General features: G+C 70.4%; 20 protein-coding genes. 5 read left to right on the forward strand and 15 right to left on the reverse strand.

Annotated elements, in window-relative coordinates:
* Positions 1-113: 113 nt before the first annotated feature.
* From ACQ860_RS13845 to ACQ860_RS13860, 4 genes are read left to right on the forward strand one after another with little or no spacing between them, the layout of a single operon-like run.
* Positions 114-1,451 (forward strand): aminotransferase class I/II-fold pyridoxal phosphate-dependent enzyme, encoded by a 1,338-nt coding sequence (locus ACQ860_RS13845; protein WP_431303934.1) that lies wholly within the window; start codon positions 114-116, stop codon positions 1,449-1,451.
* Complete coding sequence (locus ACQ860_RS13850) at positions 1,448-2,149, forward strand: CDP-alcohol phosphatidyltransferase family protein (protein WP_431303935.1); 702 nt, start codon at positions 1,448-1,450, stop codon at positions 2,147-2,149. Before ACQ860_RS13845 ends, ACQ860_RS13850 begins: the two co-directional genes overlap by 4 nt.
* On the forward strand, positions 2,146-2,580 hold the full coding sequence (locus ACQ860_RS13855) for a PaaI family thioesterase (protein ID WP_431303936.1): 435 nt from the start codon (positions 2,146-2,148) through the stop codon (positions 2,578-2,580). The genes ACQ860_RS13850 and ACQ860_RS13855 overlap by 4 nt, the downstream gene beginning before the upstream one ends.
* Positions 2,577-3,587, forward strand: a complete 1,011-nt coding sequence (locus tag ACQ860_RS13860) for an asparaginase (protein ID WP_431303937.1) — start codon at positions 2,577-2,579, stop codon at positions 3,585-3,587. Before ACQ860_RS13855 ends, ACQ860_RS13860 begins: the two co-directional genes overlap by 4 nt.
* A gap of 10 nt (positions 3,588-3,597) precedes the next feature.
* Here ACQ860_RS13860 and ACQ860_RS13865 read toward each other — a convergent pair whose 3' ends face one another.
* The 8 genes from ACQ860_RS13865 to gnd all read right to left on the reverse strand — a co-directional run bounded on the left by ACQ860_RS13865 (position 3,598) and on the right by gnd (position 10,186).
* The gene (locus ACQ860_RS13865; protein WP_431303938.1) at positions 3,598-3,999 is read right to left on the reverse strand and encodes an acyl-CoA thioesterase; all 402 of its coding nucleotides are present in this window, start codon (positions 3,997-3,999) and stop codon (positions 3,598-3,600) included.
* Complete coding sequence (locus ACQ860_RS13870; RefSeq protein WP_431303939.1) at positions 3,989-4,357, reverse strand: hypothetical protein; 369 nt, start codon at positions 4,355-4,357, stop codon at positions 3,989-3,991. The genes ACQ860_RS13865 and ACQ860_RS13870 overlap by 11 nt, the downstream gene beginning before the upstream one ends.
* A 72-nt stretch (positions 4,358-4,429) precedes the next feature.
* Entirely contained in the window at positions 4,430-4,813 is a 384-nt protein-coding gene (locus ACQ860_RS13875) for a hypothetical protein (protein ID WP_431303940.1), read from the reverse strand.
* Positions 4,810-5,526 carry a ribonuclease activity regulator RraA gene (locus ACQ860_RS13880; RefSeq protein WP_431303941.1) on the reverse strand — a complete coding sequence of 239 codons (717 nt, stop codon included), beginning with the start codon at positions 5,524-5,526 and terminating at the stop codon, positions 4,810-4,812. Before ACQ860_RS13880 ends, ACQ860_RS13875 begins: the two co-directional genes overlap by 4 nt.
* A gap of 78 nt (positions 5,527-5,604) precedes the next feature.
* Positions 5,605-6,939, reverse strand: coding sequence for an acetyl-CoA hydrolase/transferase family protein (locus ACQ860_RS13885; protein WP_431303942.1), 1,335 nt, complete (start codon positions 6,937-6,939; stop codon positions 5,605-5,607).
* Between the two features lie 2 nt (positions 6,940-6,941).
* Positions 6,942-8,588, reverse strand: coding sequence for an AMP-binding protein (locus tag ACQ860_RS13890; protein WP_431303943.1), 1,647 nt, complete (start codon positions 8,586-8,588; stop codon positions 6,942-6,944).
* The gene (locus tag ACQ860_RS13895) at positions 8,582-9,085 is read right to left on the reverse strand and encodes a gluconokinase (protein WP_431303944.1); all 504 of its coding nucleotides are present in this window, start codon (positions 9,083-9,085) and stop codon (positions 8,582-8,584) included. The genes ACQ860_RS13890 and ACQ860_RS13895 overlap by 7 nt, the downstream gene beginning before the upstream one ends.
* Before the next feature lie 138 nt (positions 9,086-9,223).
* Complete coding sequence (gene gnd, locus ACQ860_RS13900) at positions 9,224-10,186, reverse strand: phosphogluconate dehydrogenase (NAD(+)-dependent, decarboxylating) (RefSeq protein ID WP_431305757.1); 963 nt, start codon at positions 10,184-10,186, stop codon at positions 9,224-9,226.
* Between the two features lie 60 nt (positions 10,187-10,246).
* On the opposite strand from gnd, the gene ACQ860_RS13905 reads away from it, so the two are divergent.
* Positions 10,247-11,473 carry a pyridoxal phosphate-dependent decarboxylase family protein gene (locus ACQ860_RS13905; protein ID WP_431303945.1) on the forward strand — a complete coding sequence of 409 codons (1,227 nt, stop codon included), beginning with the start codon at positions 10,247-10,249 and terminating at the stop codon, positions 11,471-11,473.
* A gap of 18 nt (positions 11,474-11,491) precedes the next feature.
* Here the strand turns inward: ACQ860_RS13905 and ACQ860_RS13910 are convergent, their stop codons facing one another.
* From ACQ860_RS13910 to ACQ860_RS13940, 7 genes are all read right to left on the reverse strand, one after another.
* A complete protein-coding gene (locus ACQ860_RS13910) occupies positions 11,492-12,718 on the reverse strand; it encodes a cation:proton antiporter (protein WP_431303946.1) in 1,227 nt (408 codons plus the stop codon).
* The gene (locus ACQ860_RS13915) at positions 12,718-14,214 is read right to left on the reverse strand and encodes a carboxypeptidase M32 (protein ID WP_431303947.1); all 1,497 of its coding nucleotides are present in this window, start codon (positions 14,212-14,214) and stop codon (positions 12,718-12,720) included. The genes ACQ860_RS13910 and ACQ860_RS13915 overlap by 1 nt, the downstream gene beginning before the upstream one ends.
* Positions 14,211-14,954, reverse strand: coding sequence for an SURF1 family protein (locus tag ACQ860_RS13920; protein ID WP_431303948.1), 744 nt, complete (start codon positions 14,952-14,954; stop codon positions 14,211-14,213). Before ACQ860_RS13920 ends, ACQ860_RS13915 begins: the two co-directional genes overlap by 4 nt.
* Before the next feature lie 193 nt (positions 14,955-15,147).
* On the reverse strand, positions 15,148-15,867 hold the full coding sequence (locus ACQ860_RS13925) for a class I SAM-dependent methyltransferase (RefSeq protein ID WP_431303949.1): 720 nt from the start codon (positions 15,865-15,867) through the stop codon (positions 15,148-15,150).
* A 28-nt stretch (positions 15,868-15,895) separates the two neighbouring features.
* Positions 15,896-16,786 (reverse strand): DMT family transporter, encoded by an 891-nt coding sequence (locus tag ACQ860_RS13930; RefSeq protein WP_431303950.1) that lies wholly within the window; start codon positions 16,784-16,786, stop codon positions 15,896-15,898.
* 207 nt (positions 16,787-16,993) lie between these two features.
* Positions 16,994-17,482: a GcrA family cell cycle regulator gene (locus ACQ860_RS13935; RefSeq protein ID WP_431303951.1), complete on the reverse strand. Its 489-nt coding sequence runs from the start codon at positions 17,480-17,482 to the stop codon at positions 16,994-16,996.
* Between the two features lie 153 nt (positions 17,483-17,635).
* Positions 17,636-18,841, reverse strand: a complete 1,206-nt coding sequence (locus tag ACQ860_RS13940) for an energy transducer TonB (RefSeq protein WP_431303952.1) — start codon at positions 18,839-18,841, stop codon at positions 17,636-17,638.
* Between the last annotated feature and the right edge of the window lie 104 nt (positions 18,842-18,945).

Here is an 18,945-nt window from a genome sequence, read left to right on the forward strand (position 1 = left end):
TCAAGGACTTGAAGTTTCTCTTGAGCCGCGCGAGGCTATCGTTCACTTTCGGTTCAGAACCCCTTCGTTACGATTAACAGGGTTAGTGAGAACGCGCGCCCATGAATTTGAGGTTGACTCCGACGGAGCTGGATGTGGCGGGCCTGGGCCGTGAGGCCGCGGCGCCTGTCCCCGTCCCTGAGATTCCGTCCAGCCTCGTGACCGACCGGCGGCAGCCGCGCGCCCGCGCGCTCCGCCAGGACTTGCCGAAACACGACCTCTCCTTCGAGAGCCTGCCCGCCTATCGCGAAATCCTGCTGGAACGCCAGGTCGGCCCCGCGCTCGGCTTCACCAACCCCTATTACCGCGTGCATGATGGCCGCGCCGCCACCCGCACCTCCATCGAGGGGCGGGAACTGCTGAATTTCTCCAGCTACGACTACCTCGCGCTGAACGGCCATCCGGAAGTCCTCGCCGCGCATGAGGAGGCCGCGCGCCGCTACGGCACCAGCGTCTCCGCCAGCCGGATCACCTCGGGCGAGCGGCCGGTCCACCGCGCCCTCGAAGCCGCGCTGGCCGAGGTCTATGAGGCGGAGGCCGGCGTGCTCTTCGTCAGCGGCCACGCGACGGCCGCCTCGGTCATCGAGACGATCCTCGGCCCCAAGGATCTGATCATCCATGACTCCCTGATCCACAATTGCGTGGTGGTCGGCGCGCAGGGCGCCCGCTGCCAGCGCAAATCCTTCCGCCACAACGACCTGGACGACCTTGAGAACTACCTGACGCTGACGCGCCACCTCTTCGAGCGCGTGCTGATCGTGACCGAGGGCCTCTTCTCCATGGATGGCGACGGGCCGGACATGTTCCGCCTGGCCGAGATCAAGGAGCGTTTCCAGGCCTGGCTGATGGTGGATGAGGCGCATTCGCTGGGCGTGATCGGCGCCACCGGGCGCGGCATCGCCGAGCATTGCGGCATTGACCCGAGCCGCGTGGACATCTGGTTCGGCACCCTCTCCAAGACGCTGGTCGGCTGCGGCGGCTATGTCTGCGGCAGCCAGGTGCTGATCGACATCCTCAAGGCCCGCGCCCCCGGCCTGGTCTACAGCGTGGGCATGCCGGCGCCGGTCGCCGCCGCCTCGCTCAAGGCGCTCGAGATCATGCGGCGCGAGCCGGAGCGCGTGGCGGCCCTGCAGGCCAATGGCCAGCACTTCATCGCCGGCGCCCGCGCCCGCGGCCTGGATGTGGGGCCGAGCTGGGGCTATGGCGTGACGCCCATCATCCTCGGCACCGACATCCGCACCTTCGCCATGGCCCAGGAACTCGAGCGGATGGGGGTCTACAGCTTCCCGGTCAGCTCCCCCGGGGTGCCCAAGGGCACCTCCCGCCTGCGCTTCTTCCTCTCCGCCGCGCACGAGACCGCCCAGATCGACACCGCCCTCGACGCCGTCGCGACGATCCTCGATCGGTCGTGATTCCGCGCCGTGTGAATGGGGGTTGGCTGGCCAAGCCTGAGGCGCGGCTGCTCGACGCGATGGTGCACCGCGTGCCGGCCGGCATCGGGCCGGACACGCTCACCGGCATCGGCGTCCTGGGCGCCGTGCTGGGTGCCGCCGGCTGCGCGATGGGCCTCGCCAGCCTCTTTTCCCTCTTCCTTGTCTTCCTCGGCTTCGGGCTGAACTGGCTGGGGGATTCGCTGGACGGCAAGGTGGCCCGCCACCGCCATGTCGAGCGCAAGGTGCAGGGCTTCGTCCTCGACAACGGCGTGGACCTCATCTCCTACACCCTGCTGGCCGCGGGCTTCGCCGCCTCCGGCCTCGTCTCGCTGCCCATCCCCTTTCTCCTGCTCGCGCTCTACATGCTGCTGAGCAATCTGGCGCTGGCGCGCATGCTCATCACCGGGGTGCACAACCTGGCGCTGGACACGATCGGCACGACGGAACTGCGCGTGGCCTTCCTCGCACTCGCGACCCTGCTCTACCTTCTGCCCGGCCTCTTCCTTGCCATCATTCCCGGGCTTGGCGTCTCGGTGCTGGATGGACTTTCGCTGCTTTGGGCCGGCATCATGCTGGTGAATTTCGGCTTCGTCCTGCGCCGCGACATCCGCGCCGCCGGCCTGGCCGACCAGCGGCAGGCCCGGGCGCAGGCCCGGGCGGAGGGAAGCGAAGAGTGAGCATCTGGCGCCAGCACACCACGCCCGAGGAAATCCACAGCCGCGCGCACGGCTCGGTCAACGGGCTGCTCGACATCCGCATCACCGAGATCGGCCCCGACTTCCTGCGCGGCGAGATGCCGGTGGATGAACGCCATGTGCAGCCCTTCGGCATCATCCATGGCGGCGTCTCCGTCGTGCTGGCCGAGACGCTGGGCAGCGTCGCCTCCATGATGGCCTGCGACCCCGGCTACATGGCCGTCGGCCTCGAGATCAACGCCAACCATCTGCGCCCGCTGCCCAAGGGCGGCCGCGCCTTCGGCCTCTGCACGCCGGTCCGTATCGGGCGCAGCGTGCATGTCTGGAACATCGAGCTGCGGCGCGAGGATGGCGAACTCTTCTGCGTCTCCCGCCTGACCACGTCCATCATCGAGAGGAAGCCCAACAAGTGAGCAAGCCCCAAGGGAAACCGAAGATCGCGCTGATCGGCACCGGCGGCACCATCGGCTCGCTCGGCCGCGGGCCCTTCGACATCGCGGACTACGCGACGCTGGGCAAGGTCATGGATGCCGAGCAGCTGCTCGCCTACTGGCCGCAGGTGCATGAGGTGGCCGAGGTCGTCGCGGTGAAATACGCGGCCGTGCCCTCCACCGCGCTCGGCCCCAAGGAATGGCTGGAGCTTGTGCGCCTCTGCGACCAGGTGGAGGCCGAGATCCCGGGCCTGGACGGCATCGTCATCACCCACGGCACGGCGACGCTGGAGGAGACGGCCTATTTCCTCTCCCTCACCGTGAAGACCGAGGTGCCGGTCGTGCTGGTCGGCGCGCAGCGGCCTTCCTCGGGGCTTTCCTCCGATGCGGGCATGAACCTCGCCAATGCCTGCCGCGTGGCGGGCGACAAGCGCGCCCGCGGCCTCGGCGCGCTGGTGCTGCTGAATGACGAGGTGCATGCGGCGCGCGAGGTCACGAAGACCAGCACCTCCCGCCTGCAGACCTTTCGCAGCCCGGATTTCGGCTGCCTCGCCCATGCCGATGCCGACGCCATCGCCTGGTATCGCCGCCCGCTGCGCAAGCTGGGGCGCGAGACGGAATTCGATGTGCGGGGCCTCGCCACCCTGCCGCGCGTGGACATCGTCTATTGCTATGCCGGCGCCGATGGCGCGGCGGTGGAGGCCTTCATCGCCGCCGGCGCGCAGGGCCTGGTCTCGGCCGGCTTCGCGCCCTCCTTCGTCACCCCCGCGCTGGGTGAGGCGATGACCGCCGCCATGGCGGCCGGCACGCCCATCGCGGCCAGCACGCGCGCGGGCTCGGGCCGGATGTTCCACACGACGCGCATGCGGGAGGCGGGCTTCCTGAACGCCGACAACCTCAACCCGCAAAAGGCGCGCATCCTGCTCATGCTGGGCCTGACCGTGACGAATGACCGCGCCGAGCTGAACCGCATCTTCGCGGAATACTGATCGCGCGGCATCACCCCAGCTTCGCGTAGCCCGCGCGCCATTCTTCCGGCATCGGCGCGGGGCGGCGCGTGACGCGGTCGGTGAAGACGATCACGCTTTCCGCGGTGGCGAAGCAGCGGCCATTCTCGAAGAGCGACTGCGCGATGGTGATGGAGCTGTTGCCCACCTTCGCGATGCGGCTGCCGATGCGCACCAGGCCCGGATAATGCACCTCCGCGAGATACTCGATCGTGACGCGGCGCAGCGCGGAGGCAAGCGGACGTTCGCGCGGGATGCCGGCGACGGCGCTGATGATCTCGCCACGCCCCGCCTCGCACAGCGCCGCGATGGAGGCGTTGTTCACATGGCCGTTCAGGTCGGTGTCCTGGATGCGGAGCTTCTCCTCCGTCCAGAAAGGAAAGTCAGAGGACACGCAGCCCCGCATTGGTGACGTTGATCCGCGCCGCGCGGCACACATTCACCTGCCGCACCTCGGCCGAGCGGCCATTGTCCCAGACCACGCGGAAATCATAATTGCCGGGATTGGCGAGCCGCACCGAGGAGGTCTGCCCCGGGCGCATCACATTCGCGCCCAGCCGGTCCGGCCCCCAGCCGCTCGTGGAGGAGGGGCTGTAATAGAGGCTCAGCACCGTGTTGGAGGAGTTGTTCACGAAGCGCATGCTCGTGTCGCACACGTCCGGCCCGGAGGTGACGGGCTGCCGCGCATCCGGCGTGCAGCCGCCCAGGAGAAGGCCGGCGGCCAGCAGGCCTGGGGCGAAAACTCGGCGCATCACAAGCTCCGGTCGTGACGGGTTGTGATGCGAGTGTAACCAGGCTTCGAAGGTCGGCAACCCGCCCTTCGCTCAGCGGGCGCTGATGCCGAAATCCCCGATGCTGACCGGCGTGGCCGTGCAGATGGTGATGCGTCGCCGCTCCGTCGCCTGGCTGTCGGCCCAGAGCAGCCGCATGTCATAGACGCCGGGCGTGGGCGCACGGAGCGTGCTGCTCTGCCCCGGCGCCAGCACATCCCGCGCCAGCAGGTCCGGTCCCCAATTGGTCAGCGCCGCATCGCGCAGATGCAGCCGGGAGACGATGCGCGAGGAGTTGTTGGTGACGCGCAGCGTCCCGTCGCAGGCCGGGCCGCGCGTGGCGGCGGGTGTCTCCGTTCGCGGCTCGGGCGGCTCCGTGGCACAGGCGCCGAGGGCCAGGGCGCCGGCCAGCAGCGCCCCGGTGAGGCCGAGCCTCATGCGCGCCCGGCGGCCTTGTCGGCCTCGTAGCGCGCCTTGTTCTCGGCATTGGCGGGGTAGAGGCCGGGCAGCGCCATGCCGGCATCCACCTGCTGCATGATCCAGCCTTCCAGGCGCTCCTGCTCCACGCTCTCCTCGGTCACGGCCTCCACCATGTCCTGCGGGATGAGCACGCAGCCATCGGCATCGCAGACCACGACATCGCCGGGGAAGACCGCGACGCCGCCGCAGCCGATCGGCTCCTGCCAGGAGACGAAGGTGAGGCCCGCGACGGAGGGCGGGGCCGCGCCGCCGGCGCACCAGACGGGCAGGCCCGTGCCGTTCACGCCGGCCACGTCACGCACCGCGCCGTCGGTGACGAGCGCCGTCACGCCACGCTTGGCCAGCCGCGCGCAGAGGATGTCGCCGAAGATGCCGGCATCGGTCACGCCCATGGCGTCGGCGACGGCGATAACCCCCTCGGGCATCGCCTCGATGGCCGCACGCGTGCTGATCGGGCTGGACCAGGAGGCGGGGGTGGCCAGGTCCTCGCGCGCGGGGACGAAGCGCAGCGTGAAGGCCTCGCCCACCAGGCGGACATTCTGCGCGGCCGGCGTGAAGGGCGCGGCCTTGCGCATCCAGACGTTGCGCAGCCCCTTCTTCAGCAGCACCGTCGTCAGCGTCGCGGTGGTGATCTTCTCGAGCTTGGCCTTGGTCTCGGCGGAAAGCGCCATGGTGGTTCTCCTGAACGATGGCGCGCTTTTCCGCCCGCCCGGGTTCAGCGTCAATCGGGTGCTTCAGAGGAAATGCGCCTATAGAAAATGCGGGGGCACGATCCGCCGCTCCCGCGCCTCGCGGCTCAGTTCCTCGCGGTAGTCCGGGTGGGCCAGGCCGATGATGGCCTTCGCGCGCTCGGGCACGGAGCGACCCTTCAGGTTCACCATCCCGTACTCGGTGACGACGAACATCTGGTCCGAACGCGGCGTGGTGACGATGTTGCCGGGCGTCAGGTCCAGCACGATGCGGCTGCGCCGCTTTCCGTGCCGCTCATAGGTGGAAGCCAGGCAGATGAAGGACTTCCCGCCCCTGGACGCATAGGCCCCGCGCACGAATTGCGATTGCCCGCCCGTGCCGCTGATATGCCGGTGCCCATCGGATTCCGAGGCCGCCTGGCCCTGGAGGTCGAGCTGCGTCGTGTTGTTGATCGCCACCACGCGGTCATTGCGGGCGATGATGTCGGGCATGTTCGTGTCATCCACCGGACGGCAGAGGAAGTCGTCATTGTGCCTGAGCGTGTCGTAGCTGGCGCGGCTGCCGAGGCAGAAGCTGTAGGTGACGAGGCCCTGGTCCGTCGCCTTGCGCCCGCCGCTCACGCGCCCCGCGCGATAGAGCTCGATCAGCCCGTCATTCAGCATCTCGGTGTGGATGCCGAGGTCCTTCACATTCGATTCCAGCAGCAGCGTCGTCACCGCATTGGGCATGCCGCCGATGCCCACCTGGAGGCAGGCGCCATCCTCGATCTCGGTCGCGATCAGGCGCGCCACGGCGCGATCCACATCGCTGGCCTGGGCGTTGGGCAGCTCGGGCATGGGCGTGTCGTCGCCCTGGATCAGATAGTCCACCTGATCGCGATGCACGCGCACATGCGTGCCCACCACGGGCGGCATGTCCGGCGTGATTTCCAGGATCAGTGTCGTCGCTCGTTCCACCACCGCCGGATGCCAGATGCTGACGGGGCCGAGGCTGAAATACCCCTCCGCATCCATGGGCGAGGCCTTGAGGATGGCGATGTCCAGGCGGTCCACGAAGCGGCGGTAGTAGTCCGGGATCTCGCCGAGATGGCAGGGAATGTAGTGGCAGAGGCCGGCATCATGCTTCTTCCGGTCGTAGCCGGAGAAATGCCAGTTGTAGAAGGCGAAGTGCTTCCGCTCGGGGTCGCCTTCCAGCGTCGCGCGCGGGCGCATGCTCAGGCAGTTGCGGATGCTCACGTCGCGCAGCTCGTCCCTGCGCGCGGCGAGCGCGCGGTCGAAGGCGTCGGGCTGGTTGAAGGTCGCGCCATAATCCAGCCAATCGCCGGACTTCACCAGCGCCGCCGCCGTCTCGGGCGTGATCTCGCGGGCCGCGCGGCCGCCACTGCGCTGGATCATCGTCACGCCGTCTTCTGCTCGGCGAGGCCGAGTTCCGCGATCATCGCCTCGCGCATCAGGTATTTCTGGACCTTGCCGGTGACCGTCATCGGGAATTCCTCGACGAAGCGGATGTGGCGCGGAATCTTGTAATGCGCGATCTGGCCCTGGCAGAAATCGCGGATCTCCTCGGGCGTCGCGCTCTCGCCGGGCTTGAGGCGGATCCAGGCGCAGATCTCCTCGACGAAGCGCGGATCGGGCACGCCGATCACCTGCACCTCCGCCACCTTCGGATGGCGGAACAGGAATTCCTCCACCTCGCGCGGATACACATTCTCGCCGCCGCGGATCACCAGGTCCTTGATGCGGCCGACGATGTTGCAGAAGCCCTCATCATCAATCACCGCGAGGTCGCCCGTGTGCATCCAGCCGGCGGGATCAATCGCCTCCTTCGTGCGCGCCTCATCGCCCCAATAGCCGAGCATGACGGAATAGCCGCGCGTGCAGAGTTCGCCGGGCTGGCCGCGCGGCACCACGCGACCTTCCGCATCCACGATCTTCACCTCGATATGCGGCTGCACGCGGCCCACGGTGGAGACGCGGCGCTCCACGGAATCCGTGGTGGAGGACTGGAAGCTGACGGGGCTGGTCTCCGTCATGCCATAGGCGATGGTGACTTCGGCCATGTTCATGTCGCTGATGCAGCGGCGCATCACCTCGATCGGGCAGGGCGAGCCCGCCATGATGCCGGTGCGCAGGCTGCTCAGATCGAACTTCGCGAAATCCGGGTGGTTGAGCTGCGCGATGAACATGGTGGGCACGCCATAGAGCGCGGTGCAGCGCTCGGCCGCGACGGCCTCCAGCGTGGCGAGCGGATCGAAGCCCTCGCCCGGATAGACCATGGTGGCGCCATGCGTGGTGCAGCCGAGGTTGCCCATCACCATCCCGAAGCAGTGATAGAGCGGCACGGGGATGCAGATGCGATCCTCCTGCGTGATCCGCTGCGCCTCCGCGACGAAATACCCGTTGTTGAGGATGTTGTGGTGCGTGAGCGTCGCACCCTTGGGCGCGCCCGTGGTGCCGCTGGTGAACTGGATGTTGATCGGGTCATCCATCTGCAGCGCCGCCTCGATCGCGTGCAGCCTGGCGCGCGCCTCGGCGGGGGCGGGCTGCATGAGCTCGGCGAAGTTACGATAGCCCTTCTGCGTCTCCGCGCCGATCTGGAAGCGGTGGCGCAGCGTGGGCAGTTTCTCGGCGCCGAGGATGTCCAGCATGGTCACGTATTCGCTGGTCTTGAAGCGCGTGGCGGTGACGATGGCCGCACAGCCCACCTTGTTCACCGCGTATTCCAACTCCGACAGGCGGTAGGAGGGGTTGATGTTCACCAGCACCAGGCCGGCCAGCGCGGTGGCATATTGCGTCAGCGCCCATTCGGCATTGTTGGGCGACCAGATGCCCACGCGCTCACCGGGCTCAAGCCCCGCGGCCAGCAGATTGGCCGCCACATTCTCGGCATGGGCCAGCATCTCCGCATAGGTCCAGCGCACGGATTGCTGCCGCGCGATGAGCGCGAGCCGGTCCGGCACGCGCGCCACGGTGTTGCGGAAATTCGTGCCGATCGTCTCGCCCAGCAGGGGCGTGGACGAAGCGCCGTGGACGTAACTCAGCATGCCGCGATCCTCCGCAATTGCGCCGCGGCCTGGAGGAGGAGCACCTCCGGCGGGGCGGTGATGTCGAGCACCAGCGCCGCTTCATCCGGCGCGGGGGGTTCCAGTGTGGCGAATTGGCTGGCCATGAGCGAGGGCGGCATGAAATGCCCCTCCCGCGCCGCCTGCCGCGCCGTGATCAGGGCGGGCTGCCCCGCAAGATGCAGGATCCGCAGCCCCGGCACCGCGCCGCGCAGCCGGTCCCGATAGGCGCGCTTCAGCGCCGAACAGGCGATGACGCCGCCGCCCGTCTGCGCCGCGAGCCAGGCGCCCAGCGCATCCAGCCAGGGCCAGCGATCCTCATCGGTCAGCGGCGTGCCGGCGGACATTTTCCGTACGTTGGCGGGCGGGTGGAAGGCATCCGCATCGCCGAAGGGGAGCGACAGCGCCAGCGCCAATTGCGCGCCGATGGTGGATTTGCCGGAGCCGGAGACGCCCATGACGAGGAGGTGGAGGGTCATGCGCCGCCGCTCACCGATTGCGCGCGCAAGGCGCGCGCCGCGCCCAGACTGCGCGTGACGCTCGCACTGCGCGTCGCGGCGCGAAGCCAAGCGGCTGGGTCGTGGCTGCTTGCCGCGACCGCCCGGCGTCTGAGGGCATCAGGAAGCATCTCGAACCTTTGGTTCGAGATGCCCGCCGAAGCCCTTGCGCATCGCGCTCAACGCCTTGTCCGCGAAGCTCGCCTCCTGGCGGGAGCGGAAGCGCGCGAAGAGCGCCGCCGCCAGCACCGGCACCGGCACCGCCTGCTCGACGGCGGTGTCCACCGTCCAGCGCCCCTCGCCGCTGTCGCTCACATGGCCGCTATATTCCGCGAGGTCCGGGTCATAGGCCAGCGCCTGGGCGGTCAGGTCCAAGAGCCAGGAGGAGACGACGGAGCCGCGCCGCCAGGCCTCGGTGATGTCGGGCAGATCGAGATCGAAGGGGGCGGCGCGCATCAGGTCCAGCCCCTCGGCCATGGCCTGCATCATCCCGTACTCGATCCCGTTATGGACCATCTTGGCGTAGTGCCCCGCGCCATTCGGCCCGCAATGCACATAGCCCTGGGCGGGCCGCGCGTCCCGCGCCTCGCGCCCCTCGGTCGGCAGCGCCGTGCCCGCGCCGGGCACCAGCGCGGCGAGGATCGGGTCCAGCCGCGCCACCACCTCCGCCGGCCCGCCGATCATCAGGCAATAGCCGCGCTTCAGCCCCCACACGCCGCCCGAGGTGCCGATGTCGAGGTAATGCAGCCCGCGGGCTTCGGCCTCCGCGCCGCGCCGGGCGGAATCCTTCCAGAAGGAATTGCCGCCTTCGATGATGGTGTCGCCCGGGCTCAGCAGGCCGTGCAGCTCCGTCAGCGCGGCCTCGGTGATCTCGCCCGCCGGCAGCATGACCCAGACGGTGCGTGGCGCGCGCAGCAGGCTCACCAGCTCCCGTAGGCTGGTGGCGCCCGTGGCACCCTCGGCCACCAGGGTGGCGACGGCCGCATCATCGCGGTCGAAGGCGACGCCCTCATGCCCCGCCCGCATCACCCGGCGCAGGATGTTCCCGCCCATCCGGCCGAGGCCCACCATGCCCAGCTGCATCTCGCTTCCCCCGTTCATTGCGGCGTGTTCAGATGCCCGAAACGCCGTCCGAGGAAAATCATGATCGCAATTCCCGAACAAGGCCAGGATTGGCCCGCGCTCAAGCAGGCCCTGCTGGAGGCCAAGGCCCGCGACTATTCCTGGAAGCGCGGCCGCATGGCGGTCTTCTTCTACTACCTGGACGAGGCGCTGGAGCGCATCCAGCAGGAGGCCTACATGACCTTCTGGACCGAGAACAATCTCGGCCAGCGGGCCTTCCCCTCCCTCGCGCGGCTGGAGGGCGAGGTGGTGCAGATGGGCCTCTCCCTCATGCACGCGCCCGAGGGCGCGGGCGGCACCTTCACCTCGGGCGGCAGCGAAAGCATTTTTCTGGCGATGCTGGCCGCGCGCGAAAAAGCGGGCGTGGCGAAACCCAACATCGTCCTGCCCGACACGGCGCACCTCACCTTCGACCGCGCGGCCTGGTATCTCGGCATGGAGGCGCGGCGGGTGCCGGTGGATGCCGAGCGCCGCAGCGACGTCGCGGCCATGGCGGCGGCGATGGATGCCAACACCGTGGCGCTGATCGGCTCCGCGCCCAACTACCCCTTCGGCGGCATCGACCGCATCGCCGAACTCGGCGCGCTGGCCAGCGAGCGCGGCGTCTGGCTGCATGTGGATGCCTGCGTCGGTGGCTTCCTCTCGCCCTTCCTCTCGCGCCTCGGCGTTCCGCTGCCGGCCTGGGATTTCAGCGTCCCCGGCGTCACCTCCATCAGCGCCGACATCCACAAGCACGGCATGGCGCCGAAAGGGGCCTCGCTGCTGCTGCTGCGCGACGCGGCGCTGAAGGCGCATCACCGCTTCGAGAGCAAGGCCTGGGCGCGCGGGATGTATGCGGCGCACACCGCGCAGGGCACGCGGCCGGGCGGGGCGGTGGCGGCGGCCTGGGCGGTGATGAACCATCTGGGCCAGGCAGGCTATCTCGATTGCGCGCGGCGCATCCAGCAGGCGCGCGCCACCATCGCGGCTGGTATCGCGGCCATCCCGGGGCTTGAGGTGCTGCCCGGCAACCACGCCATCCTGGTCTATCGCAGCACGGACCCTGCGCTGCCCATCGGCCGCGTGGCCACGGCCTTGGATGCGCGCGGCTGGCTGGTCAGCCGCCAGCAGGAGCCGGACGGCATCCACCTGCACCTCAATCCGCTGCATGCCGAGGTCGCCGACGAATATCTCGATGATCTGCGTGCGGCGGTGGCGGAAGCGCGCGAAGGGGCGGCGCCCGAGATGGCGGCGGGCCGCGCCTACTGAGCGCGCCCGCCCGCCGGATCACGCCGGGGGGGAGGCAGGGGCTCGCCGGCCGATCCAATCCGCCAGCCGGAACATGAAGGGATTGACCGCGATCGAGATGATCGCGGCCGCCAGGATCAGGTCCCGCCCCGCCTCCGGCAGCACGCCTTCCGTCACGGCCAGCCCCGCCAGGATGAAGCTGAACTCCCCCACCTGCGCCAGCGCGGCGGCGATGGAGAGCGCGCCCGGGCGCCCCAGCCCGCGCAGCCGCGCGATGACATAGGCGGCGCCCGTCTTGCCGACCAGCACGACCAGCACGGTGCCCAGCAGCGCCAGCGGCTCGCGCAGCACGATCCAGGGGTCGAACAGCATGCCGACGGCGACGAAGAACAGCACGGCGAAGGCATCGCGCAGCGGCAGCGTCTGCTCCGCGGCTTTCTGGGAGAGCGCCGACTGCCCCAGCACCAGCCCCGCCAGGAAGGCGCCCAGCGCGAAGGAGACGCCGAACAGCACATAGGCGAGGTAGGCGATGCCCAGCGCCGTCACCAGCGCCGCCAGCGAGAACAGCTCGCGCGAGCGCAGGCGCCCCACCCAGGAGAGCGCCCAGGGCAGCACCCGTGCCCCCACCACCAGCATCAGCGCCACGAAGATCGCGACCTTGCCCAGTGTGACGAGCAGCATGAGCGCCACGCCTTCCGCGCCGCCCAGCCCGATCATCAGCCCCGCCGCCGGCCGGTCCTGCGTCACGGCCGCCAGCACCGGCACCAGCACCAGGGCGACGACCATCGCCATGTCCTCCACCACCAGCCAGCCGACCGCGGTATGGCCCTGGGTGGTCCCGAGCTCGCCGCGCTCGGTCAGCGCGCGCAGCAGCACGACGGTGGAGGCGACGGAGAGGCAGAAGCCGAAGATGACGCCCGCCGCATCCCCCCAGCCCATCAGCCGCGCCAGCGCCCAGCCCAGCAGCGTGGCGCAGCCCATCTGCAGCAGCGCGCCGGGCACGGCCACGCCGCGCGCATCCGCCAGCTCGCGCGGCGAGAAATGCAGCCCCACGCCGAACATGAGCAGGATGATGCCGATCTCGGCCAGCTGCTGCGCCGCGCCGAGATCCGCCACGAAGCCGGGCGTCGCCGGCCCGATCACCATGCCGGCGGCGAGATAGCCCACGATGGTCGGCAGCCGCGCCGCGCGCGCGGCGAGGCCCAGGAACAGCGCGAAGGTCAGGCCCAGCGCGATGGTCGCGATCAGCCCCGTCTCATGCGGCATCAGTCGCCGGCCGGATCGAGATAACGGGCGGTGAGATGCGCCTGGAAGTCCATCGGGTCGAGCGGCTTGCCCGTCGCCGCCCGCAGCAGGTCCTGGAAGCCGAGCCGCGCGCCATGGGCATGGACGTTCACCCGCAGCCAGCCCACCAGCGGCGCGAGATCGCCCTCGGCCAGCGCCGCATCCAGCCCCGGCGTCGCGGCCCGCGCGGCCTTCATGAGCTGGGCGGCCGCCATCGCCCCCAGCGTGTAGCTGGGGAAATAGCCGAAGCCGCCATCATGCCAATGGATGTCCTGCAGGCAGCCCCGCGCGTCATCCGGCGGCGTGATGCCGAGCAGCCCGCGCAGCCCCTCGGCCCAGGCGCCGGGCAGCTCGGCGATGGCGAGCCGGCCCTCGATCATCGCGCGCTCCAGCCGGAAGCGCAGGATGACATGGGCGGGATAGGTCACCTCATCCGCATCCACGCGGATGAAGCCGCGCGACACGCGGCGCCAGAGCTTCGCGAGATTGGCCGGCGCATAGGGCGCGGCATCGCCGCCATGGAGCCTGTGCAGCTCGGGGCCGAGGAAGCTCAGGAAGGCGTCGCTGCGGCAGGCCTGCATCTCGATGATGAGGCTTTGCGATTCATGCGCCGCCATGCCGGCGGATTCCCCCACGGGCTGCCGCGCATAGGCCTCGGGCAGCCCGCGCTCATAGAGCGCATGCCCCGTCTCGTGCAGCACGCCGAGCAGCGCCTTGGCCGGGTCCGCCTCGCTGTAGAAGGTGGTGATGCGCACATCGCTGGGCGTGCCGCCGCAGAAGGGATGCACGCTCTCATCCAGCCGCGAATGATCCGCCTCCAGCCCCAGCCGCAGCGAGAGGCGGCGGCAGAGCTCGCGCTGCTTCTCCACCGGGAAGGGGCCGGGCAGCGGCAGGGGGGCGCCGCGCCGGGCCTGGATCTCCTCCGCGCGCGGCAGGGCGTCGCGCAGCCAGGCTTCATAGGCGTTGAAGACCGGCTCCACCTCGGCCGCCGTCACGCCGCGCTGGTAGCCCTCCATCAGCGCGTCATAGGGGGCGAGGCCGGTGGCGGCGGAAAGCGCCTGCGCCGTCTCGCGCTGCAGGCGCAGCACCTCCTCCAAAGCGGGGCGGACCATGGCGAAGTCGGATTTCGCCTTGGCCTCGCGCCAGATCTTCTCGCAGGCGGAATTGGCGCGCGCGGTCGCCTCCACCAGCGCGGTGGGCAGGGCCGTGGCGCGGGCATGGGCGCGGCGCATGAGGACGAGGTTCGCCGCCTCCCATTCGCCCGTCGCCTCGGCGGCGTTGAGATCATCCGCCACCTCGGGCGCGGTCATCATGTCATGCGCGAGGCCGGCCAGCGTCGCCAGCTGCTCGCCCCGCGCCGCGCCACCGCCGCGCGGCATCATGGTGCTGGCATCCCAATGCAGGATGGCCGCCGCCTCCCCCAAAGCGCCCAGCCGGGCGGCGCGCTGCGTCAGGCGGAGATAGGCGGGGTGGCTCATGCGTCGGTGATCCGTCTTCGGGCCCAGAGGAGGAAGATCGCGGTCCAGGCCAGGGCCAGGCCGAACCATGTCACGGCATAGCCGAGATGCGGGTTGTTGGGGGAAGGGAAGCCATGCGCCGCATCCGGCACGGGCCCGCGCTGCGGCGGCGGCGTGGAGCCGAGGCCCGAGGGCAGGGGGGCGGCGCCCGGCACCACCACCGTCAGCGCATAGGGCGCCGCATCCGGGGCGCCCAGCGCCTCGGCGATCGCGCGCGGGTCGAAGCTGTAGAAGCGGCGGTTGGCCGGATCATCCTTCGCGGCGAAAAGCCCGCGCCGGTCGGCATAGCGGGCATAGCCGCTGACCGTCACCTCGCCCACCGGCCGCTGGATCTGGTCGCCCCGCTCCAGCGGTGCCCAGCCGCGCTCCACCAGCAAGGGCGGCTGGCCCGGGCGGTCCAGCACGGTGATGAGGCTGCCGCCCAGCACCGGCCCCCGCACCTCCAGGCCCAGCATGGCCTCGGCCCCCGGGCGGAACCGGCCTGTGGCGGTGATATGCGCGAAGGGGGGCGGGTTGCCCGTGGCCTCGACCGGCCCGCGCGCCTGGGCGGCGGCGAGTTCCGCCAGGAGCCCGTTCTTCCAGGCCAGGCGCTGCAATTGCCAGGCGCCGAGGCCCAGCAGCAGGGCGAGCACCGGCAGCGCCAGGAAGCTCGGCAGGATCAGGCGTTGCCAAGGGACCGGGCGTTTCGCGGAAGGGGTCATCACCCCTCCATGTGGCGTAACTTGCCCGCCTTGTCAGGCGGGCTTGCATCTTTTGCCCTCAGACGCCGGGCGGCCGCATCCGCGGCCTTGGCTTCAGAATGCTGAAGCGTTCCGCCGCGGCTACTCGGCGCGGATACGTCGTTGGCGTGCCCTCAGACGCCGCGCGCGGCGTCGGCCAGCCCCGGCGGCCGTTTCAGTTCTTCACTTCGACAAGCGTGAAGAGCGACAATGGCGGGCAGGCTTCCATGCGCTCGATCTCGGCCTCGCCCTCGCCCAGCAGGTCGCTGAGCTTGAAGTCCGGGTGCCAGCCCAGGATGCGCGCCAGCGGCGCCGTCGTGCGCTCCAGCCACCAGCGGAAGCCGTCATCCGCCGCGAAATGGTTCACGAAGAGCAGGTGGCCGCCCGGCCGCACCACGCGCGACATCTCGGCATAGAGCTTGCGCGCATCCGGCACGACGGAGGCGGTGAACATCGCCACCGCGATGTCGAAGCTGTCATCGGCGAAGGCCGTGTTCTCGGCATCCATCTCGAGCAGGCCGTGGCACGCCGTGATGCGCTCGGCCGCCACGCGCTCCTGCGCCTTCAGCAGCATGTCGCGCGAGAGGTCGATGCCGACCACGTCCAGGTCCGGCCGGTAATGCGGCAAGGCGAGGCCGGTGCCGACACCCACTTCCAGGATACGGCGGCCCGCGGTCTGCGAGATGCGGTTGACGGCGGCCACGGCGCTGCGCCGGCCAAAGGCCGAAACGCCGCCGAAGACCAGGTCATAAACGCCCGCCCAGCGCCGGTAGGCGTCACGGACGGAGGCGGCGTCCAGCGCGGCCCGGGGATGGGCGCGCTCGCCCTCGGAAAGCCCAAAGGTTGGAATGTGACGATCCCCTGTTCGATCGGGCTCAGGGGTTAGCGCGGCCATGGGGGGCGTGCAAGCGGGATTGTGGAGGTCATGTTGCATTCCCGGTATGGGTTTCCGCGCGGAGGGGGTCCGGACGGGGCCGCTGCGGCAGGGCAGTCAGCACGCCGCCGGCCGCGATGATCACGGCCCCCAGCAGGGTGATTTCGTCGGGCCAGTCGCTGAAGACCAGGATGCCCGCCAGGGTCGCCCAGATCAGCTGGGTATAGGAGAGCGGCGCCAGCAGGCTGGCCGGCGCCCGGGCGTAAGCCAGCACCAGCAGCCCGTGGCTGAGGGCGCCCAGCATGCCGATGGCGATCAGCACGCTCCATTCCATCGCGCCGGGGGCCACGAAGACGAAGGGCTGCGCCAGGCTGGTGGCCAGGGCGGCGGCCAGCCCGGTGTGGAAGATCGTCACCCGGCTGTCATCCAGCGCCGCCAGCCGCCGGGTGAGGATCTGGTAGAAGGCGAACATGGTGGCGGTGCCGAGCGGCAGCAGATAGGCCCAGTCGAGCGGCGCCCCGGTCAGGAAGGGCGGCCGGACCGCCACCAGGACGCCCACGAAGCCCAGCGCCACGCCGAACCAGCGCCGCGGGCTCACCCACTCGCCCAGCAGCAGGGCGGCCAGCGCCACGGTGATCAGCGGCGAGGCGAAGCCCACCGCCGTGGCATCGGCCAGCGGGATGCGCGCGACCGAGGCGGTGAAGAGCAGGCTGCAGGCCGCCAGCAGCAGCGAGCGCAGCGCCTGCAGCCCCGGCGCGCGGGAGCGCCAGGGGAAGCGCCCCATGGCGATCCGCAGCGCGATGGCCACCGTGAGGGAGGAGAAGATGAAACGGGCCCAGATGATCTGGAGCACCGGGAACTCCGCCGTCATGAGCTTCAGCATCGTGTCCATCACGACGAAGATCATGAGGGCACAGAGTTGCAGCACCACACCGGCCATGGGGTGCGAGCCTAACGCGGGATCTGAAGGGGCGATACCGCCCTGCGGGCAGGATTCAAGGCCTTGCGGAGCAATACGCCCAGGGCAGGCGCCAAGCCGAGCCCAAGCTTCTCATCCTGCGGGGAATCCGAAGCGGCGCGGCGGCGCGCGCCGTCTCGCATCGGGGGCGCGGAACGCCCCCGATGGGGTTGAAGCCGCAGCCTGAATTCAGGCCGCGTCCTCGCGGCGGTCCTTCACGCGGACATAGGCGAGCGCCGCATGCTCGGCGCAATAGGGCTTGCCGGTCATCGCGGGGTCCGAGCAGAAGCGGAAGCCCTTGGTGCCGGGCTCGCCGATCGGCCAGCAGCAGGCCTTGCTGCTGACGCGCGGGAAGGCGCGCACCACGCTCGCCGCCGGCTTGGGCGGCAGGGCCAGGATGGTGGGTGCCGCCGGCTTCGGCTCCTCCCGGCGCGGGGCGGCCGCGATGGGCATGGCGGCGCGCAGCGGCGGCAGGGTGGGTCGGCGCCCGGTCGCGACGGGGCGCGGCGTGGCCGGATCGCGGCGGATCGGGCTCGGGCGGGCCGGCAGGTCCAGGCGATGCGCCTTGCCGACGACGGCGTTCTTCGAAATGCCCATCCGGCGACCGATCTCGGCGGTTGAGTGCCCCTCGGCCCAGAGGGCGCGCAGGCGGTCAATGGCTTCGTTCGTCCAGTCCATGGAATGAAATCCCCCGTCCCTGATACTAGATAGAGTAGCAAAATAGAGGATTGACATACAAGGTCTGGATAATTTCGATTCGCCAGAAACTTGTGGAAAAGCCTTGGCGGCTGACTTTCGGATTCAGAAACAGGGGGTTGTGAGTCCCCGGAATCAGCGCCGGATCAGCACATAGTTCACCGTGAGCTCGATCGTCACCCCATTGGGGTCCGCTCCGGGCGGAAAAGCCGGCAGCCGGGCCCCCTGGAAGGGGAAGGTCGTCCCGAAATTCAGCGAGGGCGAGGTCGAGGGCCCGACCAGCCGCACATTTCGCACCGTGCCGTCGGGGGCGGCCGTCACCACCACCCGCACCACCCCGTCCTCGCCCAGCGCGACCGCGCGCTCCGGGTAGCTGAGGTTCTGGTCCAGCCAGCGGCGGAAGGCGGCGCGCCAATCGGCGCCCACCTGCGCGCCCGTCACCCGCACCGAGGGATCGGTGCGCGGGCGGCCCTCCAGGAAGCGCGGGTCCACCGTCGTATCCGTGCCGCGCGCCTGCGGGCGGCCGGCGGGCGGGGCGGCGGGCCGGCCGAGCTGCACGCCGCCCGGCACCCAGATGCCGGGCAGGTTCGGCTGGGCCGGCTGGGCGCGCTGCGCCTGCTGCTGTTGCGGCTGGGGCGGGCTCGGCTGGCGCTGTGGCGGCGCGGGGGGCGTCGGCGGTGGCGGCAGGGGGAGGCTCTCGGCCAGACGGTCCGGCAGGCGCAGTTCCGTCGGCGGGACGAAGAGCTCCACCGCGCCCGGCAGGGGCGGCAGCGGTGGTGGCGGCGCCTCGGCCACCACGGGCGGCGGCGGGACCGGCGGCTGCGGCAGGGGCGGCACCGTCACCGGCGGCGGCGGCTGCATCTGCGGCATGGGCGGCGGTGGCGGCGGCAGGGGCATCGCCTGCTGCACCGGCGGCAGCGCGGGCTGCGAGGGGATGGGCGGCGCGCTCGGCGGCGGCGGCACGGGCGCCTGGTTGGGCGGCGAGGGCACGGCGGGCGGCGTCTCCACCCCTTCCACCGGCTCGGCCATGGGGCTTTCCAGCTGCCCGCCCTCGAACACGATGTCGAAGCTGGGCGGCGGCATCTCGTTGGAGGGGCGCGGCCGCGGCTCCGGCCAGAACAGGATCAGCGCCGCCACCAGAAGATGCGCGGCGATCGAGCCGATCCAATAGGCCGGAAAGCCCAGCACCGCGCGCGGCGGCTCGGGCGGGCGCCAGCGGGCGCGCGGCGGCGCGGGGCGCCAGCTGGGCGGCTGCGGCTCCCGGCGCGTCGCCACGCGCCGCCGTGCGCCGAAGAGCGTGCGGGTGCGCAGGCGGGGCGGTGTGGTGTTCGCGCGCGTCACGAGGCGGGGCCGGACATGCGCCCCCGCTTAAACCAATCATCCCGCGTCGGGAAACGCTGGCAGGTGACAAATCATTCCCATCTCTGTGCCAGCCATGACGGAGC

Source organism: Sediminicoccus sp. BL-A-41-H5, from assembly GCF_050632405.1.
GTDB lineage: Bacteria > Pseudomonadota > Alphaproteobacteria > Acetobacterales > Acetobacteraceae > Roseococcus.